Here is an 18,263-nt window from a genome sequence, read left to right on the forward strand (position 1 = left end):
CAAAAACATGAATTATCGCTGATTTTTGAAAACAGTTGTATAATTATTATGTACAATCTCTTGTAATTCGTTTAATTCTAATTCTTTATATTTTGCAGCCAAAGCATATACTGCTTGAATTCCTTCTTCGACCATATCGGTTTCCAAGAAAAATTTGTCATTTGGAATACTTTTAAAAACTGATGCCAATTCGGTCCCGAGGCTTCGGGATCGCAATAAATTTTTTCCAAAGGAAACATAAAATCCATTGTCTATTAATTGCTGGGCAAGTATTGTCTTTTTTGAAAATCCGTGAACAATCATAGGAACTGTAATTTTCAATCTTTTCTTGATTTCGATAAGTTCCTGAAAGGCAGCAACGCAATGAATCACAACGGGTTTCTGGTATTTCTGTGCTAAAGCCAATTGTTTTTCAAAAATAGATTGCTGTAACTCAAACGGAGTTTCACCTCTTTTATCCAATCCACATTCGCCAAGAGCCAAACATTCGGGCAACGCCAATTTTTCTTCTACAATTTTAAAATCACTTTCCAATCGGTTTTCGTCAACATATAATGGATGAATCCCGATGGAATAATACGGAATCGAGACATCAAATTCCTGAGGATATTGATTGACCAATTCCAAAACATCGGGTTGATTGGTAAATTGATGCGTATGTAGATTGAAGTATTGCATTAATCGTGAAATTTCTTAACTCCTGCTTTGATTTCAATGTTCAAATCGTTTTCTAGCGGCACTTTTGGACAAGAATATTTGTGATTGTAAGCACAATAGGGATTGTAAGCGGTATTGAAATCAATAGCAATGGTATCACCTGTTGGCGTTTTTATATCAATATATTTACCTCCAATATAGCTTTCTTTACCACAAGTTAAATCTGAAAACGGTAAGAACAAATAGTCTTTGTACTCCTCTTTTTTGGACAATTCAATGTTTCTATAAATATTCAATAGGAATGATTTTCCATCAATTTCAAAATGAGTTTCACCATATTTTACATACATCGGTTTTCTATCAGTAGAAGTTTTCATTTCAAACTGTTTCTCGTTCTCGGTTCTAACAAATCTTGCAAGGACAAAGAATTTTTCGTTTATGGGATAAAAATCCAAGCTTTTGAATGTTGCTAAATCCTCAGTTGTCAACGGACTTGTTTTAGCATCGGCATATTCGGTATTCAACTCTTTTTGGAATTTTTCAACAGCTGCAACATTAAAATTTTCTTGACCAAAACCAAAATGGAATAGTGCTAAAAATACTAAAGTTAGAATTGTTCTCATCATATAAATTTTAGCAAAAATAGTTTAAAAGTTAGAAAGGCACAACGTTTATATTTTGAAGAAAATGTTTTTCAATTGTGCGAATCTTAGCCCAGATAAAAGTGGAAATCCTTTTATTTTTTTCTTTAAAAAATAAAAGATTACCTCACCTAGCTTTTATTTTAATTGGAGTTCAGTGAATATATTTGCAACGGATAGCTGGAAAATGCTCCTAAAAAACTTTGTAGCTTTGCAAGCAAGAAATTTCATTATGCTCAAAACCGGTCTCAAAAGATACTTCGACAATTTTAAAGGCTTCAGACGTGAAGTTTGGATTCTGGCGCTTATCACTTTTGTCAATCGCGCTGGAACGATGGTTTTGCCTTTTTTATCCAAATATTTGAAGGAAAATCTGCATTTCACCTATGGTGAAGTGGGATGGATTATGGTGGCTTTTGGTTTGGGATCAATGCTGGGCTCGTGGCTTGGTGGCAAATTGACTGATAAAATCGGGTTTTATAAGATTATGATTTTTAGTCTTTTTACGAGTGGAATTCTATTTTTTGTCTTGCAATACATAACGAGTTTTTGGGGTTTATGTTTAGGAATGTTTACTATTATGTCCATTGCCGATATGTTTCGCCCGGCAATGTTTGTGTCTTTGAGTGTATATGCAAAACCCGAAAATAGGGTTCGTGCTTTGTCATTAGTACGTTTATCGGTCAATCTTGGTTTTGCTGCTGGTCCAACTTTAGGCGGTTTGATTATTTTGGGAATGGGATATCAAGGTCTGTTTTGGGTAGATGGAAGTTCGTGTATTATTGCTATTTTGATTTTTGCTTTGACAGTTAAAGAGAAAAAAAGAATTTCGCTCGCCGTGGGTGAAAGCCCTAAAACAATAATCCGAAAATCAATATACAAAGACAAACCGTTTTGGTTGCTCTTATTCACAATTTTTATTATTGTGATGGTATTTTTCCAAATGTTTACTACGCTTCCTTTGTATCACCACGAAAAATTTGGTTTAACTGAAGTTCAAACGGGAATGCTCCTTTCATTAAACGGACTTTTGGTTTTCTTTTTTGAAATGCCAATTGTGAGCATTGTGGAACGAAAAAAAACAAACAAAATTAGAATTATTGCGTACGGTGCTTTATGCGTTGCATTAGGATATTTTGTTTTACTATTAGATTTTTGGGTTCCGATTTTAATTTTAAGTATTGTCTTTCTCAGTTTTGGAGAAATCTTGGCATTTCCTTTTTCTAATGCCGTAGCACTTAACCGAGCTCCAAAAGGACAAGAAGGACAATATATGGGTTTATTCACAATGAGTTTTAGCCTAGCTCATATTGCGTGTTCCAAAACTGGATTGGATATAATTGCCCATTTTGGGTATCAAATCAATTGGATTTTTATGGGGACTTTAGGAATGTTGGCAGGTGTTTGTTGTGTTTTGCTGAATCGTATCTTGCTGGCAGAAAACAGATTATCCCACTAAATTCAGTTATAAACTTAAAATTTAGTTAAATAACTATAAAAATAGTTTATCAACTATAAAAATAGTTGTATGTTTGCTCTCAGGAAGATAAAAAATATACAGCTATGCAAAAACTAACCAACAAAGAAGAGGAAATTATGCAAATTTTATGGAAGCTTAAAAAAGCTTTTGTAAAAGAAGTAATGGCCGAAATCACCGAAGACCAGCCTCATTATAATACGCTTTCCACCATTATCAGAAACCTCGAAGAAAAAGGATTTGTATCGCACAATGCTTTTGGAAACACGCATCAATATTTCCCTATTGTGAAGATGGAAGACTATAGAAAGCGGTTTATGAACACGGCAATCGATACTTATTTTGATAGTTCTTATAAAAATATGGTGTCCTTTTTTGCCAAAGAAGAAAAGATTTCGGCCCAAGAATTGCGCGAGATTTTAGCAATGATCGAAAAAAAGCAATAGTATGGAAACAGTAGTAATATACCTTGTGAAATCGAGTGGATTGATTGCAATGTTTTATGTAGCATACTATTTTTTGTTGCGAAAAGAAACTTTTTTCAATAGCAATCGTTGGTTTCTATTGGCGGGATTAATCACCTCGGTTGTTTTGCCTTTGCTGTTTGTTACAAAAATAGTTTTGGTTGACCCAAGTCCAACAACTTTTGAATGGTCGAAAATTCCAGTGGCTGGTCCAATAAGGGACGAATCTTTTAAAATCAATTGGTATTTCGTTTTTGTCATTGTTTATCTGATTGGAATTGCAGGTTTATTAATGAAATTTGCTTCTGATTTTTACAGTTTATCCAAGATTTTGAAAGGAAAAACTATTCGAAAACAGGCCGATTTCAAGTTTATTGATGTAGCCGAAAATGTTTCTCCGTTTTCCTACTTCAATTCTATCGTTTATAATTCATCTTTATACAGTGACACGGAATTAGAAAACATTTTAGAACACGAAAAAGTACACAGTGCACAAAATCATACGGTTGATGTATTAATTTCGAGGTTATTTTGTATTGTTTTTTGGTACAATCCATTTGTTTGGCTGTATAAAAATGCCATCGCTCAAAATCTGGAATTCATCGCCGATAGTGAAGCTTCAAAAAATATATCCGACAAAAAAGCGTATCAATTGACACTTTTAAAAATAACAACACAGGAAAATTGTGTTGCCATTACCAATCATTTTTATCAATCATTAATCAAAAAACGAATCGTTATGTTAAACAAAAATCAATCAAACAAAAGGAATTCCTGGAAGTATCTATTTGTACTTCCATTATTAGGTGCATTTGTATTCTTATTTCAAGTAAAAGTAATTGCACGGGAAAGAGAGTCAGGACAAACTGAAATTAACGTAGTTAAAACCGACACAAATTCGGTAGATATTTACAAAATAAACAAGAATACCACCGATGAAGAATTAAAGGAAAAAGCGAAAAATTTAAAAGAGAATTATGCTATAGCTGCCTCTTTTTCGGGTATGAAAAGAAACTCGAAAAATGAATTGATTGCCATCAAAGTAGATTTGAAAAAAGGGAAAGAAATCACCGAAAAAATTGAACTCAAAGGAACTGAGGCTATCAAAACATTTGGAATTATTGTTTCTAAAGATGAAAAAGGGATGCTCAATGTTGATTTTGGCACAGACGACGCTGTAATCAACAAAAGAAGCGTTCTCATTTCACCTAATGCACCGCTATCAATTGAAAAAGAAATTTTTGTCAATGGTTCAAAAGTAAGTCAAGGCGATTTAGACAAATTAGATTCTAATGAAATCGAAAGTATGGATGTTCTTAAAAAATCCGATAAAGGAACCATTCGGATCGTTACCAAAGAATTCTCGAAAACACTAAATGATAATGAGATTTACATTAATGATGAAAAAGCAGATAAAAATGAACTTTTGCTTTTAGATCAAAATACTATTGATAAAATGGATGTCAATAAAAATGAAAAAACAATTAGAATAACAACCAAAAGAATTAATCAATCAGCGGATAATATTGATATTCCTACTCCACCGGCGCCTCCAACACCTCCGGCATTTAAATTTAAGAATCCAAAACCACCCGTTTTTCCAAAGGCTCCAAAAACTCCAAAAGGCGACCCAATTAATGGCGACAAAAAAGCTTGGAAAGAATATGAAAGCAAAATGGAAGATTTCAATAAAAAAATGGAAGCTATGGAACCGCAAATGAAAGCCTTTGACAAACAAATGGAAGAATTTGACAAACAAATGGAACCCTTTAATGCTGCAATGGAGGATTTTGATAAAAAGATGAAAATCTACGAGCAACAAATGGAAGAATATCACTCCAAGATGAACGTAAAAAATAGGAAATAATATTTCTTTAAACTCAAGAAAGACGGTTTTAATCAAGACCGTCTTTTTTTATATCTTTGAAAAAAAATTACCTATGTTTAAAATTCTGGCCAAAGTCAACAAGCTTATTCTTCCTAGTTTTTCCAGAAAAAGACTGGATTTGGCCAAAGCCAAAAAATGGCAAATGGCAATCATTGGGTATAGATACTATGTAACAACAAGAGCCTTAGATTCTTAATCGTAGATTATAGATTTCAGATTTCAGATTTTGTAAAAAATTGATTTAAATTTAATCTACCGTTTGCAAGATTGCAAAAATTGCCTATATTTGCACTCAAAAAAATGGCCACGTGGCGCAACTGAATAGCGCACTTGATTACGGCTCAAGAGGTTGCTGGTTTGAATCCAGCCGCGGTCACTAAATTAAAATGTATACCGCTAAATATAAACTATTTAGCGGTTTTTTTATTTAGACGATTGCCGTTATACTCCCTACAATTCTTTTTGCTTTATTCTTAAAATTAGTTCGTATCCAGAAGCTTTGGCACGTTTGACAAATGTTTCTAGGGTTCGCTTTGATACCTAATTTTCAGTATTTTGCAAAATAATTTTCAAATAAATGATATCAAAATACTAAGATAATAATAAATTTTAAAGAACAATACATTTAATTACTACATTTGAACTCATAGTCTATTTAATTCTAGAAAAATGCAGAAAGTTGTAACTTCATCTCTTTTTATTATCCTTCTTTTCCTTCAAGCAGCCTATGGGCAACAGCCACAAAAACCAAATTCAGTAGCCATTTATAATCAAATTCAGAAATTGAACTTTCTAGGTTCAGTACTTTATATTGCAGCGCATCCCGATGACGAAAATACGCGATTAATATCCTATTTCTCGAATGAAACCAAAGCAAGAACTGCTTATCTATCCTTAACTCGTGGCGATGGCGGACAAAATTTAATTGGTCCACAACTCCGCGAATTATTGGGTGTTATTAGAACTCAAGAATTAATTGAAGCACGAAAAATTGATGGAGGCGAACAATTATTTACACGTGCCAATGATTTTGGGTTTTCTAAAAATCCTGCAGAAACATTAGAAATTTGGGACAAAGAGACAGTACTCGCTGACATAATTTTTGCCATTCGAAAATTTCAACCTGATGTCATTATCAATCGTTTTGACCATCGAACTTCTGGAAACACGCACGGTCATCATTCCGCTTCGGCTATGTTAAGTTTCGAAAGTTTTAGTAAAGCTAATGATCCAAAGGTTTTTTCTGAGCAGTTGAATTTGGTAAAACCTTGGCAAACCAAACGCCAATTTTTTAATCCTTCTTGGTGGTTTTACGGAAGCCAAGAAAAGTTCGATGCAACCGATAAATCTAAATTTATAGCTATGCAAACGGGTGTTTATTATGCTGCAATAGGGAAATCGAATCAGGAAATCGCTGCTTTAAGTCGCAGTTGTCACGAATCGCAAGGTTTTGGTAGTACGGGAAATCGAGGAGAAGAAACTGAATATTTGGAGTTGATAAATGGAGAATTTCCACAAGATAAAGCAAACTTATTTGATGGAATTGATACTTCTTGGAATAGGGTGAAGGGAGGAAAACCAATTGGTGATTTAATTTCAAAAATTGTTGCTGAGTTTGATTTCAAAAATCCTTCATCTAGTATTCCAAACTTGGTAAAAGCCTATTCGATGATTCAAACTTTGGATGAAAACCATTGGAAACTAATTAAATCGGAAGAAGTAAAAAATAGTATTGCTGCTTGCGCAGGATTGTACCTTGAAGCTGTTGCGCAAAATCAGGAAGCAACTCCTGGAAGTCTTGTGAAATTGAAATTGGAAGCAATCAATAGAAGCCCAATTGAAATGCAAATGCTAAGTGTAACCACTTTGCCCGATCAAAAAAATACCATTCAAAATGTAGTACTTAAAAATAATGTTTTGCAAAATAGTGCTCTTGATTTACAACTACCTTCAACCGTTGAATATACGCAGCCGTATTGGCTGAAAGACAAAGGAACAGTGGGAATGTACACGGTTTCCGACCAGAAAAACATAGGAATTCCTGATGTCATTCGAGAAGTTAAAGTGGTTTTCAATATTAAAGTAAACGAAATAGAAATCCCTTTCGAAAGAATCGTAGTTTACAAATACAATGACGATGTGAAGGGCGAAATGTACAATTATTTGGATATTGTTCCCGAAGTGACAACAAGTATTCTTGATAAAGTTTCACTTTTCAAAGACAACAAGATGAAATACATAGCCTTGAAAATCAAGGCTGGAAAAGATGGAGTACAAGGCAATTTGCAACTCGAACTTCCCAAAAGTTGGAATGTTCAACCTAAATCTATTCTTTTCAATTTGGATAAAAAAGGGCAGGAACAAACGCTATATTTTGAGGTTACACCACCCAATTCTCAGGAGGAAGCTGTAGCCAAAAGTGTTGCTATTGTTGACGGAAAGCGTTATGACAAGGAGCAAATCACAATCGATTGTGATCATATAACCAAACAGCAAGTCTTGAAAGCTGCTGAATCCAAGTTCATCCGAATGGATTTGAAAACCAATAATGAAAGAATCGCTTATATTATGGGAGCTGGCGATGAAGTTCCAAATAGTTTGATACAAATGGGTTACAAAGTGACCTTGGTTAATGCTGAAGAAATTTCTCCCGAAAAAATGGCTAATTTTGATATAGTCATAACAGGAATTCGCGCTTATAATACTGTTCAAGCATTGGCAAACAAACAGAATATTCTTTTTGATTTTGTCAAAGCTGGGAAAACGATGCTCGTACAATACAATACACCGAATGATTTGGTTACCGAAAATTTAGCGCCGTTTCCTTTGAAAATTTCTAGAGATAGAGTTACCGAGGAAAATGCTGAAGTTCGTTTTTTGGCTGCCAATCATCCCGTTTTGAATGCGCCTAATAAAATTACAGCAAATGATTTTAAAGGGTGGAAACAAGAGCAAGGATTGTATTATCCTGATGAATTTGATAAAGCTTTTACACCCATTTTATCGTCTAACGATAAAGGAGAAACGCCTAAAGATGGGGCTTTATTAATTGCTCCTTACGGAAAAGGAGTTTATATTTACACAGGTTTAAGTTTTTTTAGGGAATTGCCCGAAGGCGTTTCTGGAGCCTATAAATTGTTAGCCAATATGATTTCATTGCAAAATCCAGTGACTATTCCTGCTGAAAAAGTTAAACCATGACAACTCAAAACTATGGAAACAAAAAAAGTTAAAACTTGGAAAAAAAGCTACACTTGGGTACTCGTAGCAAATGTTGTGTATATTTTGATTTTTTGTTTATTAATGAAATTATATTCTTAAAATATGCAACTATTTGATTGGATTGTATTGGTAGTAACCTTACTTTTTATAGTGATTTACGGCGTTTGGAAAACCAAGGGAAGTAAGAATGTCGAAGAGTACATTTTGGGTAACAACGAAACGCCGTGGTACACTGTAGGGCTTTCGGTTATGGCAACTCAAGCCAGTGCAATTACCTTTCTTTCGACACCAGGTCAGGCGTATCACGACGGAATGGGTTTTTTGCAATTTTATTTTGGACTTCCCATTGCGATGGTGGTTATTTGTGTGACTTTTATTCCAATATACCACAAATACAAGGTTTTTACAGCCTACGAATACCTCGAAAAACGCTTCGATTTAAAAACGCGTTCGCTTGCTGCTATTCTTTTTTTGGTGCAAAGAGGTTTAGGAACGGGATTAACCATTTATGCACCAGCTATTATTTTATCAGCATTGTTGGGGTGGAATTTAACAGCAATGAATATTGCCATAGGAGTTCTTGTAATAATTTATACATTTTCGGGTGGGACAAAAGCCGTAAACGTTACTCAAAAACAGCAAATGTTTGTTATTATGTCAGGAATGTTGATAACGTTTTTTCTGATTTTAAATTATTTGCCCAACGATATGACGTTTAGTAGTGCTTTGCATATTGCAGGGGCAAATGACAAAATGAACATTGTTGATTTCTCCTTTAATCCAGAGGAAAAATATACGTTTTGGAGCGGAATAACGGGAGGTTTTTTCTTGGCGTTGGCCTATTTTGGCACCGATCAATCTCAGGTAGGACGCTATTTATCGGGAAAGTCTGTTCGTGAAAGCCAAATGGGGCTAATTATGAATGGATTGCTAAAAGTACCTATGCAATTCTTCATTTTGCTTACTGGAGTAATGGTTTTTGTGTTTTTCCAATTCAATCCAGTGCCATTAAATTTTAATCCAAATAATAAAATTATTATTGAGAAATCCAAGTACAAAAATGATTATCACCTATTAGAAAAAAAATTGGAGGCGCTTTCGGAAGATAAAAAAGTGATCAACCTATTGTACATCGACCAGCTCAATCAAGATTATGATAATCCTATATTGCGAAAAGAATTGGTCGCTTTATCGAGTAAAGAAAAAGATTTAAGAGACCACGCCAAGGAACTCATTCAAAAAGCAGATGAACGAAGCGAAACCAATGATAAAGATTATGTTTTTTTTCATTTCATCCTGAATTATTTGCCCAAAGGTTTAATAGGTTTACTACTTGCAGTGATTATTTCTGCAGCAATGTCTTCAACAGCTTCCGGATTAAACGCATTGGCTTCCACCACAGCAATTGATATTTATAAGCGGAATGTTAAAGAAGAAAAAACTGAAAAGCATTATGTCAATGTTACCAAATTTTTTACTTTGTTTTGGGGAATTATTGCCATTCTGTTTGCGAGTATTGGTACTCTTTTCGAAAATTTAATCCAGTTGGTCAATATTGTAGGTTCGATTTTTTATGGAACTGTTTTGGGGATTTTCTTGGTTGGATTTTACATTAAATTCGTTCACGCCAAAGCTATTTTTTACAGTGCTGTAATTAGCCAATTGACCATATTTGTGATCTATTATTTTGCTATTTTTATTTATCCAAGTGGCGATGAAAAGTTGGGTTATTTATGGCTCAACTTCATTGGTGCAATGCTGACCATTATATTATCGATGATTATGCAAGTATCAATTTTCAGAAAAGAATATCATTTTGCAAATGAAAACGGCAAGTAAATTTCACCTTGAAAGCGAATTTATATTAAATTTAGATTTTAATTTATCTCAATATCAAAATGAATGGAAAGGGAAAGATAAGATGGGGAATTATAGGTTTGGGTAATATTGCTCATCAATTTGCTAAAGATTTATCCCTAGTCGAAGATGCCGAATTGGCAGCTGTGGCTTCAAGAAATGCTGAAAAATCGCAAGAATTTGCCACACAGCATAATTGCCAAAAATCCTATTCATCTTATGAAGCGATTATAAATGATCCAGAAATTGATATTTTATATATTGCGACACCCCATTCTTCCCATGCCACTTTAACGATAAATGCCTTGCAGAACAACAAACATGTACTTTGTGAAAAGCCCATTGCATTGAATTACAATGATGCATTGCAAATGATTGAGGCGTCGAAAGCCAATAATAAATTTTTTATGGAAGCTTTTTGGACACGATTTAATCCTTCTTTTAGGGAAGCTTATTCTAAAATTAAAAATGGTGAAATAGGCCACGTGACATACATCAATGCCGATTTTGCTTTTTATACAGAAAATCTTGAAGGTGAAGGCAACCGAAAAACCGACATGAATCTTGGTGGCGGTTCGCTTTTAGACATTGGTGTTTATCCCTTATTTTTGTGTTATGTTGTATTAGGAATTCCTACTGAAATTTTGGCAAAATCTAATTTCCATAAAACTGGTGCCGATTTGCAAACGTCAATGATTTTGCAATACGAAAATGCGCAAGCTATTTTGCATTCTAGCTTTGTTTCCACTTACAATGTTAAAGCCACAATTAGCGGAACTAAAGGAAAAATTAATTTAAACACGCCTTGGCATCAAGCACAATCTTGCACTTTGACGGTAGATAATCAGGAAGAGGAAATTTTATTGCCAACCAAAGGCAAAGGTTTTACGTATGAGATCGAGGAGTGTCATCAATGTCTTTATGAGAACAGAATTGAAAGCTCAATTTGGTCGCACCAAAATAGTTTAGATCTTATTAAAATAGTTGATCAAGTCAGAAATCAAATCGGATTAGAATATCCTTCCTAAATTCAATTGAAAGCTAAAGTATAACTTTCTAAAAATAATTTTTATTTTGAAAGGAAATTTAGATTAAATTTAGATTTTTAATTTTCAACTATGTTAGTAAAAGTTTTTGGAAGTGCCGTTTTTGGCGTTGAAGCCACCACCATTACTGTAGAAGTCAATATAGACAAAGGAATTGGGTATCATTTAGTGGGTTTGCCTGACAATGCCATAAAGGAAAGCAGTTATCGCATTGCTGCTGCTCTCAAGAATAATGAGTATGCAATGCCAGGCAAAAAAATCACTATCAATATGGCGCCAGCCGATTTGAGAAAAGAAGGCTCGGCCTATGATTTGACTCTTGCCATTGGAATACTCGTAGCTTCTTCGCAGATTAATGCTGATGAATTAGATCAATATATAATTATGGGCGAACTTTCGCTGGATGGAAGTTTGCAACCCATTCGGGGCGCTTTGCCTATTGCCATAAAAGCAAAAGAAGAAGGTTTTAAAGGTTTTTTTCTTCCAAAGCAAAACGTAAAAGAAGCAGCCATTGTTACTGGATTAGATGTTTATGGTGTTGAAAACATTCAGGAAGTTATCGATTTTCTGGAAGGGAAAGGTACTCTTGAACCAACAACTATAGATACCAGAGCCGAATTTTATAAAACATTAGATTTTCCGGAGTTTGATTTTAGCGATGTGAAAGGGCAGGAGTCTATAAAAAGATGTATGGAAATTGCCGCAGCGGGTGGACATAATATTATTTTGATTGGTCCTCCAGGAGCAGGAAAAACGATGCTAGCTAAACGTTTGCCTAGTATTTTGCCGCCAATGACTTTGCGTGAAGCTTTGGAAACTACTAAAATTCATAGCGTTGCTGGAAAGTTGAAAGAAGTTGGTTTAATGAATCAAAGACCTTTCCGAAGTCCACATCATACTATTTCAAACGTTGCTCTAGTGGGAGGTGGAAGTTATCCTCAGCCAGGCGAAATTTCGATGGCGCACAATGGTGTTTTGTTTTTGGACGAATTGCCAGAATTCAAACGTGAAGTTCTTGAAGTGATGCGGCAACCTTTGGAAGATAGGGAAGTGACCATTTCGAGAGCCAAGTTTACGGTGACTTATCCTTCGTCTTTTATGTTAGTGGCGAGTATGAATCCAAGTCCGAGTGGTTTTTTTAACGATCCTGATTCTCCACAAACTTCTTCTCCACACGAAATGCAACGCTATCTGAGCAAGATTTCGGGCCCATTGTTAGATAGAATAGACATTCATATTGAAGTAACACCCGTTCCTTTCGAAAAATTATCTGAAGAACAAAAAGCAGAAAGTAGCGTCGAAATTCGGAAAAGAGTTACGGCTGCGAGAGAAATTCAAACGGAACGTTTTGTGCAAATGGAAAACATTCATTACAATGCCCAGATGAATACCAAACACATTCGGGAATATTGCGCGCTTGATGATGTTTCAAAACAATTATTAAAAACCGCCATGGAACGATTGAATCTTTCAGCTCGTGCTTACGACAGAATCCTAAAAGTCGCGAGAACAATAGCCGATTTAGAAGCTTCGCCAAAAGTTATTTCATCTCATATTGCCGAAGCGATTCAGTATAGAAGTTTGGATAGAGATGGGTGGTTGGGGTAGTTTAGAGTGTTGTTGGAATAAGTGTTGATTACTTTGTCAGTTCGCTTTGCTCGTGCGCAAATCCGCTATCTGGTCGTAAATTGTATTTTTTGTCCGAAAAGGCATTGCTAGGTAGAAACAAGCTTTCCTCTGTAGCGGAAAGGGCTTTTCTAAGTAGAAGCAAGCTTTCCCCTGCAAAGGAAAAGTCATTTCTAGGTAGAAACAAGTTTTCCCCTGCAGGGGAAAAGTAATTTCTGGGTAGAAACAAGTTTTCGGATTATGATGGTTGGCTAGGGTAATTTGTAAAAGCTTGTCAAAAAAATAATTACTTTTTAAAGAAAGGAGTATATTAGTCTTTTTAAAAACCTGATAATTTTTTACTTGAAGTAATTCTGTCCTATTTAATATGACCAAACGATTTTTTAGTTTTATTATTTTAATATTCTTTTTAGAAACCAATTGCTATGGAGCTTCGTTTTTGGGTACTATTCCGTTTATTACTACTTGGAAAACGGATAATCCAGGAACTTCAAATAACAATCAAATAATTATTCCTACAACGGGAATTGGCTATAATTACACCGTAGATTGGGGCGATGGAAACACTTCAATTCATACAGGTGATGCCCTGCATACTTACGCAACTCCTGGTACTTACACCGTGAGTATTTCAGGAACTTTTCCTCAAATTTATTTTAATGATAAAGATGATAAAAAGAAGATAATTAGCATAAATCAATGGGGAGACAATCCGTGGAGATCAATGTTTGAGGCATTTAGCGGTTGTAGTAATTTACAAGGCAGTTTTACAGATGTTCCAGATTTGTCAAACGCTACCTCTACAGATTTTATGTTTAATTTTGCAACTTCCTTTAATTACAACATTGGTAATTGGGATTTGAGTAACGTTATTACTATGAGAGGAATGTTTTATGGTGCCAGTTTATTTAATCAAGACATAGGCAATTGGAACGTTAGTAGGGTTGATAATATGCAAGATATGTTTGGTTTTGCAAGGTCATTCAATCAAGATATAGGCAATTGGAATGTTGGAAAAGTAACCTCTATGACTGGAATGTTTCAATCCGCAGCAGCATTTAATCAGGACATAGGCGATTGGAATGTAAGTAATGTCAAGGAGATGAATGGAATGTTTAATGCTGCAATTTCATTTAATCAGGATATTGGCAAATGGAATGTGAGCAGCGTTAATAACATCGGTGGAATGTTTGACAGTGCCATTTCATTTGATCAAAATTTGGGTAATTGGGATGTTCGGAAAATAAGTTTTTTTGGAAATCTGTTTTATGATGTTACCTTGTCTGTAGCTAATTATGATGCGTTGCTTATTGGGTGGGATGCACAAAATTTGAAGTTAAATGCGACATTTGATGGGGGAAAAAGCAAGTATTGTGCGGGTGCTGCGGCCAGAGCCAATATGATTGCTAAAGATGGTTGGTTAATCACTGACGGAGGTTCAGCCGGACCAACAATAAATGATCTTCTTGATACAATTGACTATGGCAGTTTTACTTTACCAACTATTAGTGGCGTGAATCTTTTAGGAAATGAAGCTTATTATACAGGTACATCGGGTACAGGCACAAAATTTTATGCGGGTCAAATAATCAATTATTCTGATTTTTCAAGTTATCCAATTACACTCTATATCTATGGAGGTACTAGTATGGGCTGTAATTCTCAACAAGATTTTAAATTAACAATTACGTTATTGCCTTCTTGTACCACTTTGTCTTCACCAGCTTCTGGCGCACTAAATGTGGCAGTTGGAACAAGTTTAATATGGAATGCAGTTCCAAATGCTAGTGGTTATAAACTTACTGTTGGCACTAGTTCATCTGCCACGGATATTCTCAATGCCTTTGATGTGGGAAATAATTTAATTCATAACTTGCCTTCAAATTTGCCTAGAGGGACAACGATCTACGTTCAAATAACGCCTTACAATTTAAATGGAGATGCAATTACTTGTTCACCGGAACATTTCTTAACGGTTACAACAGCAGTAAATGAAGATTTGCCTCCAACGTTTTTTACTCCAAATAATGATGGTATTAATGATTTTTGGCAAGTTCCAAACCCATTAAATACAATACTAACCATTAGTATTTTCAACCGTTACGCCAAGTTATTAAAACAATTAGAGGGAAATTCAGGTGGATGGGATGGTAATTATCTTGGAAGCCCAATGCTGACAGATGATTATTGGTATCTAATTGCCTATAAAGACGGTAGCACAACTAAAGGTCATTTTACATTAAAGCGATAAAAGCAGTCACTTTTCGTTTTTTTAGAAAGATTTTTGCCGCTTTCGGTTGAGAATTTCATAAGTATTGAATGCTCGGTCGCAAAAACAGCAATTTATTAAAGTACTTTTTCATAAGCCCTTCTTGGACTTCCTCGAAAATGCACTATACCGCAGAATATAAAATCTGTTTTTTCAAAGATTTTCATCATGGCAATATTGTCGTGATTGGTATCTGCTTTTAAACTATATATTTGATTGCTTTTTGCAAAATCCTCAACAAATTCAATAATTGATTTCGATAAATTTTTACCTAAATAATTTTCAGCTATGGCCAGTCGGTGAATCACCACAAAATCTGAATTGGTCAACCACTTTCCTTCAATTTTAAGATATTCAGGTTCATAATTGACAATAACAGCACAATAGCCAATGATAATTTTTCCATAAGTTAGAACGAATGCAATCTCTTTTTCGATATCATTTTTCACCACTTCAGGATTGGGATAACCGTCCTGCCATTGTGTACTTCCATCCTTTTTTCTTCGGATAATGGCTTGTTGTAAAATAGCCCAAATTTCTAAAGTTTCAGCCATTTCAGCTTTTCGTAACTGATAATTCATTAGAGAATTTGTTAAACGATACGTTGTAAGAATTAATACTATTTAATTTTTTTACACCTAGTAAATCAATTCTGAAATTTTGTATTTTTAGTAATCAAGTCTCAAATACTAAAAATTTATACTTTTTATTTAGAGTTTAAAAGGTGCCTGAAAAATGAAATCCAACCATAGAAGATGAAATTTGTGGAACTAATTGCTTTGTCATTTTGAATTTTTTAGGATTGTAACTATAAGCAGAACTATTGTTTTTGGCTATTTGTTTTCGACTGCTATTTACTATCGATTTTCCAATAATTGTACCTACTAATCCTCCTACTAGAATATCTGATACCCAATGATCATGTCCTTTTATATTGGAAAGCCAGACACCAGTAACTATAGTATACGGAATCCAATAGTTATTGTATTCCATCTGGAACACTTTTGCTACCGAAAAATAAAATGTGGTATGAAATGAAGGAAATGATGTCCCTCCTCTTGGGCCTGCCCGAAATTCAACTTTTTGATAGTTCCCAAAATCCCAAGGGTTTTTTGTCCAAGGTTCTACAACGGGTCTGTCATCGTTAATTGGTCTTTGTGGTCTATTTCTTGACGTTAGTGTTTTTAAAAATAAATGTGAAATTACATAAGAATAAGTTATTGATTTTACAGCATTTACAGCTACAACTTGTCCTTTTTCATAGTTTGCTAATAAAGAGCCTGCGTATAAACCCGCTATTGGGTATAGAATATAGGCATTATCTCCATCGATCCAATTTACATTTGTTTTAATTATATCAATTTTGGGTAATTTATAATCTATTGCGGGCTCAATCTTATCGTGTAAATGTCCAGTAGTAATTTTATCCGTGGCAATTAATCCAACGATACTTCCTGCGTAAATTGCTGTTCTTTTCCAATCACTTGAAATGGTGTGACCCATTTCGGAAAAGTCGCCAGGAACACTTAGGATACTATTTTTTATGACGGATCCTGCTACGTGAAATCTTTTTTCTTTTTTTATTTGTAAACTATCTACTTGAGCCAGAATGGATAATGGTATTATGAATAAAAGTAATAACAGGTAGTTTTTCATATTTTCATATTTTAATTTTACTAATCAATGCAAACTTAGGAAAAACTTTAGAATAGTAAAAGAATTTATAAAAAGATGATTTTTTTTTAATTGAATTATCAGTTTACCTCATTTCGGCAAAAGTATCTCCTTTTCGAATATCACCCGATTTAAAACCGCGATTGAACCAATATATTCTTTGATCTGAACTTCCGTGGGTAAAAGAATCTGGAACTACTTGCCCTTGCATTTTTTTCTGAATGGCATCGTCACCAACAGCATTTGCAAAACTTAACTCTTCTTCGATGTCGCCAGATTCGAGTATGGCATTTTGTTTTTCGTTGTAATGTGTCCAAAGTCCAGCGTAGAAATCGGCTTGTAATTCTAAGGCTACGGATAATTTATTGGCTTCGGTTTCGCTTCGATTTTCTTGTAGTTGTCGCACTTTTGACGATGTTCCCCGTATAGTTTAAATATGATGTCCAAATTCGTGTGCCAATACATAAGCGACAACTACAGTTCATAAAATATATTTATGTATTTCATTATAAATATTAATGAAAAGTAATAAGTTAATTTCAGTAAGTTCGTTTTTAAATTGATAATTTTTGAACACAAAACAATTTAACTCCTAAAATCACAATAATGAAAACAAATTTAATTTATTTAATCGGTATATTGCTAATCGTATCTAGTTGTGCCGTAGTAAGGCCCGGTGAAGCTGGTGTCAAACAAACTCTAGGAAAGTTTTCTGACAACATTTCTACACAAGGAGTTATATTTTATAATCCATTCATTAGCAAAGTTATTAAAGAATCAACTCAAACAAACAATATCAAACTCGTTTTAAGTTTACCTACTAAAGAAGGACTAAGTGTTAATTCTGAAATTTCAATTTTATATCGATTAGAACAACAAAAAATTCCAGTAATTTTAGAAAACTTAGGACAAGATTATGAGTCTGTGATAACTAGTATATTTAGATCTGCTTCCTCTGATGTTTGTGCACAATTTTACGCTAAGGATATGCACTCTGGAATGCGAGCAAAAATAGAAGAAGAAATAAAATCTAAAATGATGGTAAACTTAGAAAAACAGGCCGATGGTATTGACCTCATTGCGGTTCTTATGAAAAGTATACAATTGCCAGGTGGTTTAGCCAATTCTATTGAACAAAAATTGCAAGCGGAACAAGATGCAATGCGAATGGAATTTATTATTAAACAGGCAACATTAGAAGCTGAAAGAAAAATTATTGATGCAAAGGGCGAACGAGACTCTCAAAAAATCCTTGCTGAAGGATTGACTCCCGAGATTATAAAACTTAGAACAATTGAAGCCTTTAGCAAGCTTTCGCAATCAGCCAATAGTAAAGTCATTATTACCGACGGAAAAACACCATTGCTGATTAATGAATGATAAAATAAAAAAACCATCTCAACAATGCAAAATACTTTGATAATTGAGCTGGTCTTTTTATT

The 18,263-nt window shown here is 34.3% G+C and carries 14 protein-coding genes, 1 tRNA gene and 1 pseudogene; 11 read left to right on the forward strand and 5 right to left on the reverse strand.

Annotated elements, in window-relative coordinates:
• Positions 1-12 precede the first annotated feature (12 nt).
• Positions 13-678, reverse strand: a complete 666-nt coding sequence (locus RMO83_RS10470) for a TatD family hydrolase (protein WP_310559628.1) — start codon at positions 676-678, stop codon at positions 13-15.
• Positions 678-1,280 carry a DUF1684 domain-containing protein gene (locus RMO83_RS10475; protein ID WP_310559629.1) on the reverse strand — a complete coding sequence of 201 codons (603 nt, stop codon included), beginning with the start codon at positions 1,278-1,280 and terminating at the stop codon, positions 678-680. Before RMO83_RS10475 ends, RMO83_RS10470 begins: the two co-directional genes overlap by 1 nt.
• 250 nt (positions 1,281-1,530) lie before the next feature.
• Between RMO83_RS10475 and RMO83_RS10480 the strand changes: the two genes are divergently transcribed.
• The 10 genes from RMO83_RS10480 (at position 1,531) to RMO83_RS10525 (ending at position 15,129) form a co-directional block, all read left to right on the forward strand.
• Complete coding sequence (locus tag RMO83_RS10480) at positions 1,531-2,757, forward strand: MFS transporter (protein WP_310559664.1); 1,227 nt, start codon at positions 1,531-1,533, stop codon at positions 2,755-2,757.
• A 104-nt stretch (positions 2,758-2,861) separates the two neighbouring features.
• Entirely contained in the window at positions 2,862-3,221 is a 360-nt protein-coding gene (locus tag RMO83_RS10485) for a BlaI/MecI/CopY family transcriptional regulator (protein WP_310559630.1), read from the forward strand.
• A gap of 1 nt (position 3,222) precedes the next feature.
• The gene (locus tag RMO83_RS10490) at positions 3,223-5,106 is read left to right on the forward strand and encodes a M56 family metallopeptidase (RefSeq protein WP_310559631.1); all 1,884 of its coding nucleotides are present in this window, start codon (positions 3,223-3,225) and stop codon (positions 5,104-5,106) included.
• A gap of 73 nt (positions 5,107-5,179) precedes the next feature.
• Positions 5,180-5,323, forward strand: coding sequence for an SsrA-binding protein (locus tag RMO83_RS10495; RefSeq protein ID WP_310559632.1), 144 nt, complete (start codon positions 5,180-5,182; stop codon positions 5,321-5,323).
• 106 nt (positions 5,324-5,429) lie between these two features.
• Positions 5,430-5,503: transfer RNA gene (locus RMO83_RS10500), tRNA-Arg, on the forward strand.
• Positions 5,504-5,796: 293 nt separating this feature from the next.
• Complete coding sequence (locus RMO83_RS10505) at positions 5,797-8,328, forward strand: PIG-L family deacetylase (protein ID WP_310559633.1); 2,532 nt, start codon at positions 5,797-5,799, stop codon at positions 8,326-8,328.
• Positions 8,329-8,451: 123 nt separating this feature from the next.
• Positions 8,452-10,188: a sodium:solute symporter gene (locus tag RMO83_RS10510; RefSeq protein WP_310559634.1), complete on the forward strand. Its 1,737-nt coding sequence runs from the start codon at positions 8,452-8,454 to the stop codon at positions 10,186-10,188.
• 59 nt (positions 10,189-10,247) lie between these two features.
• On the forward strand, positions 10,248-11,234 hold the full coding sequence (locus tag RMO83_RS10515) for a Gfo/Idh/MocA family oxidoreductase (protein ID WP_310559635.1): 987 nt from the start codon (positions 10,248-10,250) through the stop codon (positions 11,232-11,234).
• Between the two features lie 90 nt (positions 11,235-11,324).
• Entirely contained in the window at positions 11,325-12,860 is a 1,536-nt protein-coding gene (locus RMO83_RS10520; protein WP_310559636.1) for a YifB family Mg chelatase-like AAA ATPase, read from the forward strand.
• A 385-nt stretch (positions 12,861-13,245) separates the two neighbouring features.
• Positions 13,246-15,129, forward strand: coding sequence for a BspA family leucine-rich repeat surface protein (locus RMO83_RS10525; RefSeq protein ID WP_310559637.1), 1,884 nt, complete (start codon positions 13,246-13,248; stop codon positions 15,127-15,129).
• 95 nt (positions 15,130-15,224) lie between these two features.
• Here the strand turns inward: RMO83_RS10525 and RMO83_RS10530 are convergent, their stop codons facing one another.
• The 3 genes and pseudogenes from RMO83_RS10530 to RMO83_RS10540 form a co-directional block, all read right to left on the reverse strand.
• Positions 15,225-15,728 (reverse strand): GNAT family N-acetyltransferase, encoded by a 504-nt coding sequence (locus RMO83_RS10530; RefSeq protein ID WP_310559638.1) that lies wholly within the window; start codon positions 15,726-15,728, stop codon positions 15,225-15,227.
• Between the two features lie 136 nt (positions 15,729-15,864).
• On the reverse strand, positions 15,865-16,803 hold the full coding sequence (locus RMO83_RS10535) for a phosphatase PAP2 family protein (protein ID WP_310559639.1): 939 nt from the start codon (positions 16,801-16,803) through the stop codon (positions 15,865-15,867).
• A gap of 103 nt (positions 16,804-16,906) precedes the next feature.
• Positions 16,907-17,293, reverse strand: a pseudogene (locus tag RMO83_RS10540) (neutral zinc metallopeptidase); the annotation flags it as partial.
• A 134-nt stretch (positions 17,294-17,427) separates the two neighbouring features.
• On the opposite strand from RMO83_RS10540, the gene RMO83_RS10545 reads away from it, so the two are divergent.
• Positions 17,428-18,201, forward strand: coding sequence for a prohibitin family protein (locus tag RMO83_RS10545; RefSeq protein WP_310559640.1), 774 nt, complete (start codon positions 17,428-17,430; stop codon positions 18,199-18,201).
• Positions 18,202-18,263: the final 62 nt, after the last annotated feature.

The organism is Flavobacterium sp. (genome assembly GCF_031423415.1).
Classification (GTDB): domain Bacteria; phylum Bacteroidota; class Bacteroidia; order Flavobacteriales; family Flavobacteriaceae; genus Flavobacterium.